General features: G+C 70.1%; 5 protein-coding genes. 3 read left to right on the forward strand and 2 right to left on the reverse strand.

Features of this window, described 5'->3' with window-relative positions:
* The coding region (locus AC27VN_RS33685) for a thiolase family protein (RefSeq protein WP_490879379.1) at positions 1-985 on the forward strand (985 nt) is incomplete at its 5' end.
* On the opposite strand, the gene AC27VN_RS33690 is transcribed toward AC27VN_RS33685, so the two are convergent.
* Both AC27VN_RS33690 and AC27VN_RS33695 read right to left on the reverse strand, forming a co-directional pair.
* A complete protein-coding gene (locus AC27VN_RS33690; protein ID WP_490879380.1) occupies positions 986-1,705 on the reverse strand; it encodes a nitroreductase in 720 nt (239 codons plus the stop codon).
* Between the two features lie 79 nt (positions 1,706-1,784).
* Positions 1,785-2,459 (reverse strand): DUF4844 domain-containing protein, encoded by a 675-nt coding sequence (locus AC27VN_RS33695; RefSeq protein WP_490879381.1) that lies wholly within the window; start codon positions 2,457-2,459, stop codon positions 1,785-1,787.
* A 150-nt stretch (positions 2,460-2,609) separates the two neighbouring features.
* Between AC27VN_RS33695 and AC27VN_RS33700 the strand changes: the two genes are divergently transcribed.
* Together AC27VN_RS33700 and AC27VN_RS33705 are read left to right on the forward strand one after the other, a co-directional pair.
* On the forward strand, positions 2,610-3,725 hold the full coding sequence (locus AC27VN_RS33700) for an ABC transporter substrate-binding protein (RefSeq protein ID WP_490879382.1): 1,116 nt from the start codon (positions 2,610-2,612) through the stop codon (positions 3,723-3,725).
* Between the two features lie 11 nt (positions 3,726-3,736).
* Positions 3,737-4,529 (forward strand): ABC transporter ATP-binding protein (locus tag AC27VN_RS33705; RefSeq protein WP_490879383.1); only part of this gene is annotated, 793 nt, incomplete at its 3' end.

A 4,529-nucleotide genomic window follows, 5' to 3' on the forward strand; every position in this document is an offset into this window, starting at 1 on the left:
CGGCAATCCCGCGCGCATGGTCGCGCTGGCTGCCGGCCTGTCGGACCGCATCGCCGCGCTGTCGGTCGATACCCAGTGCTGCGCGGGCCTCGATGCCGTGACCCTGGCCGCCGGCCTGCTGGCCAGCGGCAATGCCGCCATCGCGATCGCCGGTGGCGTCGAGGCCTGGAGCCGCGCGCCGATTCGCCAGCATCGCCCGCGCGATGCCGGCGAGGCACCCGTGCCCTACGACCGCCCCGCCTTCGCGCCCGATCCGGCGCGCGATCCCGACCTGCTGCTCGCCGCCGCGCGCCACGCCGCGCTGCATTCGATCGGCCGCGCGCAGCAGGATGACTTCGCGGCCCAAAGCCATGCGAAGGCGCTCGCATGGCGCGAACGCATGTCGCAAGAGATCGTGGCCATCGGCGATGCCACGCACGACAGCTATGCGCGCGAACTGACGGCCTCGCGCATGGCCCGCATGCCGATCGAGGCGGTCGCCGACACGCTGTCCGACCCGGTCGTCGCCCACGAGACGGCCGTCAGCCGCCTCGCGATCGCACCGCGCGCCGACGGCGCCGCCTTCGTGCTGCTCGCCACTCCGCAGGCCGCGACCGCGCTGAAGATCGCGCCACGCTTCCATTGGCTGGGCGGCACGTCGATCGGCGTGGCGCCGGAGATGCCGATGCTCGGCGCCTCCACCGCCGCCGAAGCGCTGCTGCGCCGTGCCGGCCTCGATGCGGGCGCGCTCTGGGGCGCGGAGCTGCACGAGGCCTTTGCCGTGCAGGCACTGTCGTTCATCCAGGCATTGGGCTTGCAGCCCTCGCGCCTGAACCGCGGCGGCGGCGGCCTGGGCCGCGGGCATCCGATCGGCGCCTCGGGCGCGGTCAGCCTGGTGCGCCTGCTCGCCGACATGGCGCACGATGCCCCATCGGGTGCGCACGGCCTCGCGGCGATTGCCGGCGCAGGTGGCCTGGGCGCGGCGGGGCTGGTGCAGCGGCTCTAGCTAGCGCATCACGCGAAAGAAGTCGTCGAGCGGCCGTCGTGCGGTCCGCACCGCGTTCTCGGGCGCCTGCGGATCGGCATAGCCCAGCGCCAGGCCGCAGACGACGTGGTGCTCATCGCCCAGCCCCAGCGTCGAACGCACCAGGCCCGGATAGGACGCGATCGCGCCGATCGCGCAACTGCCGATGCCCTGGGCGTTCGCGGCCATCATCAGCGCGAACAGGCACATCCCCAGGTCCATGTAGCAGCCGCTGCCCATGCGCGCATCGATCACCACCAGCAGCGCCACGGGTGCATCGAAGAAGCGGAAGTTGCGCTCGAACTGCGCATCGCGCGCCGCCCGGTCCTCGCGTGCCGCCCCCAGCGCGCCATAGAGCGCCTGTGCCGCCGCGACCTGGCGCCGGCGCAGGCTGTGGGGCATCGGGCGCGGAAAGTAGCTGTAGTCCTCGGCTTCCTGCTCGCCGTTGCGGAATGCGCCCACCAGCGCCGCGCTCAGCCGCGCGCGGGCATCGCCTTCGAGCGAGATGAACTCGCCGGGCTGCAGGTTCGCGCCGCTCGGGGCGCGGCGCGCCTGGATCAGGAGCTGTTCGAGGCAGCCCTCGGGCAGGGCCTGGTCGGTGAAGCCGCGGGTCGAGCCGCGTTGCTCGAGCAGCGTCTGGAGTACGAGGGGGTCGGGGGCGGAAGAAGCGGCTGCCGGGTCGGAAGCGAGAAGGCTGTGCATGCCGCATTTTCGCAAGCAATGCGAAGCGACCGCCGGCGCGGAAGGAAGCTGCCGCGCCGAGCACCCCAGCGCTCGGATTTCACAAGGCCTTCGTATAGAGAAAGCGATCCTTCACCATCCAGACGATCGCCCCCTTCGGCTGCCTCGTCAACGACAGCATGAACCCCGGATCGTTCAGCTTCATCCACAGCTGCATGCCACCCGCCACGGTCGTCGGCGGGCCGAGGGCGGCCACGAGAAAAGCCTCGGCGTTCTCGACGCGCAGCGCCTCGAGCTTCGCCGCGAAGCCCCGCTCCTCGGCCGTCATCGCCGCCAGGGCCTGCGCATTCCTCGCCGCCGGCGACTGCCCCGGATCGAATCCGTAGAGCAGGCGGTTCAGCACGCCGTTCGAACTCTTCACGCCCAGAATGCCCATCAACTCCTCGAAGTAACCCACCGCGCGCTCGCGTTCCTCGGTGTCCTCGTTCTCCCAGGCGGGATAGGCCGCCTTGAACGCGGCCATGAGCTTCTCCTTGGGATTCGGCCGGTCCGCGAGCGGCTGCAACTGCACGGCCAGCGCATTGATCGTGGCCTCGAAGCGCAGGCGCTCCGGCTCGTTCATCGCGCCCGGGTACAGGGTTTCCGGCAAGAATTTCTTCTTGGCGATGAACGCGGACAGCGCCCGGGCCTGGGGGCCCGGCGGCGTGGAAGGCGAAGGTGGAGCGGCCATGGCGAGTTGACAAAAGAGGACGAGGGCGAGCAGGAAGACGCGCATGCCGCGCACCATACCTCCAGTCGATGGCGCCGGGCGCCCCGCTTTCCCCACTCCCCGCATATCCATGCATGGATTTCTTCGTTGGTCCGGCACCGGCCGCTTCCTAGCATCGGCCATCCCTGTTCAGAGGCAGTTCCGCTGCCGGTCGCTATGTCCATCGAAAAGCTCTCCCCCTCCCGCGAATCCGCAACCGTCGCGTTGCGCGCGCCCTCGCGCCGCGGCCTGCTGCAAACCCTCGTCTCGCTGGGCACGGTGGGCAGCCTCGGCGGGCTCGGCGCGGCCGCGCTCGTGGGCTGCTCGCGCGACGAGGCCAAGTCGGCCTCGGCCGACGCGCCGGCCATCGTCAGGAAGACCGGCGACAAGGTCGCGTTCAAGTACCCCGACAACCCCTCGTTCGACCTGATCTACCTGGCCGACCAGCTCGGCTACTTCGAGGGCACGAACACGCGGCCGCAGTACGTGGGCAAGATCGCGGCGCCGCAGATCATTCCGCTCGTGGGCACCGGCGAGATCGACTTCGGCAGCCGCATGGTGCCGCTGGTGATCTCGGCCATCGCCTCGGGCGCCGACCTCAAGGTGGTGGCGGCCGGCGGCAAGACGCTGCAGGAAGCGCCGCACATGAAGTACTTCGTACGCAAGGACTCGGGCATCCTCAAGCCCAAGGACCTCGAAGGCAAGACCATCGGCTTCAACAGCTTCGGCGCCTGCGCCGAGTTCGTGACCAAGAAGTACCTGCGCCAGCATGGCGTGGACGTGAACAAGATCAACTTCGTGGTGGTGCCCGACGAGCAGGCCGAGCAGACGCTGGTCACGCGCAACACCGACCTCGCGATCATCCACGCGCCCTTCTCGGGCCGCGCCGACCATGCCGACGCGCTGGTGCGGCTGTGGAGCGACTTCGACCTCGACGGCGGCCTCGGCGGCATGGCGCCCTACAGCGCGCACGGCCGCTTCATCCACGAGCATCCCGAGGCGGTGCGCGACGTGGTGACGGCACTGGCCAAGGCCGGCAACTGGGTCAACGCGAATCCCGAGGAAGCGCGCAAGCTGGTCGCCAAGCGCATCAACATGGACCTGCAGAACGTGGACCGCTACGCCTACGTCGAGGACCTGGTGGTGACCGAGCCGCCGATCGAGTACTACGTCGACATCCTGCAGTCCGAGGGCAAGATCCCGGCCGGCAAGGTGGCGGTGAAGGACGTCTACACCAACGAGTTCAACCCCTACGCGCAGGCGCCCTCGCAGCCCGCCGCAGCGAAGACCTGAGCGGCGCGCGCATGAGCGGCATCAAGATCTCGGCGCGCGACGTGCGCATGGACTACGCGGCGCGCGGCGCGAGCGAGCGCGTGCGCGTGCTCGAGGGCTTCGACCTCGACGTGCGCGAGGGCGAGTTCCTCTCGGTGCTCGGCCCCTCGGGCTGCGGCAAGTCGACCTTCCTCGGCATCCTGGCCGGGCTCACCGAGCGCACCGGCGGGCGCATCGCCATCGACGGCCAACCGGTCGCGGGCGTGCACCGCAACCAGGGCGTGGTGTTCCAGGGCTATGCGTTGTTCCCATGGCTCACGGTGCTCGACAACATCGCGGTGGGCCTCGAGATCCGCGGCATCGGCAAGGCCGCGCGCCGCCGCACCGCGCAGGAATACCTCGAGCTCGTGGGCCTGCACGGCTTCGGCGAACGCTATCCGCACGAGATCTCGGGCGGCATGAAGCAGCGCGTGGCGATCGCGCGCTCGCTGGCCTACCGGCCCGACGTGCTGCTGATGGACGAGCCCTTCGCCGCGCTCGACGCGCAGACGCGCGAGATCCTGCAGGGCGAGCTGCTGCGCATCTGGGAGCAGTACCGCAAGACCATCGTCTTCATCACGCACAGCCTCGAGGAGGCGGTCTACCTGTCCGACCGCGTGGCCGTGATGACGCAACGGCCCGGCCGCATCAAGGCGATCATCGACATCCCGCTGGCGCGGCCGCGCTCGGCCGAGCTGCGCCATTCGCCCGAGTTCGCGGCCCTGCGCCAGCGCGCCTGGGAGGTGCTGAAGGACGAGGTGCAGATCGGGCTGAAGCCGCGTTCGC

This window comes from Variovorax sp. 20P10.2.4, from assembly GCF_058244205.1.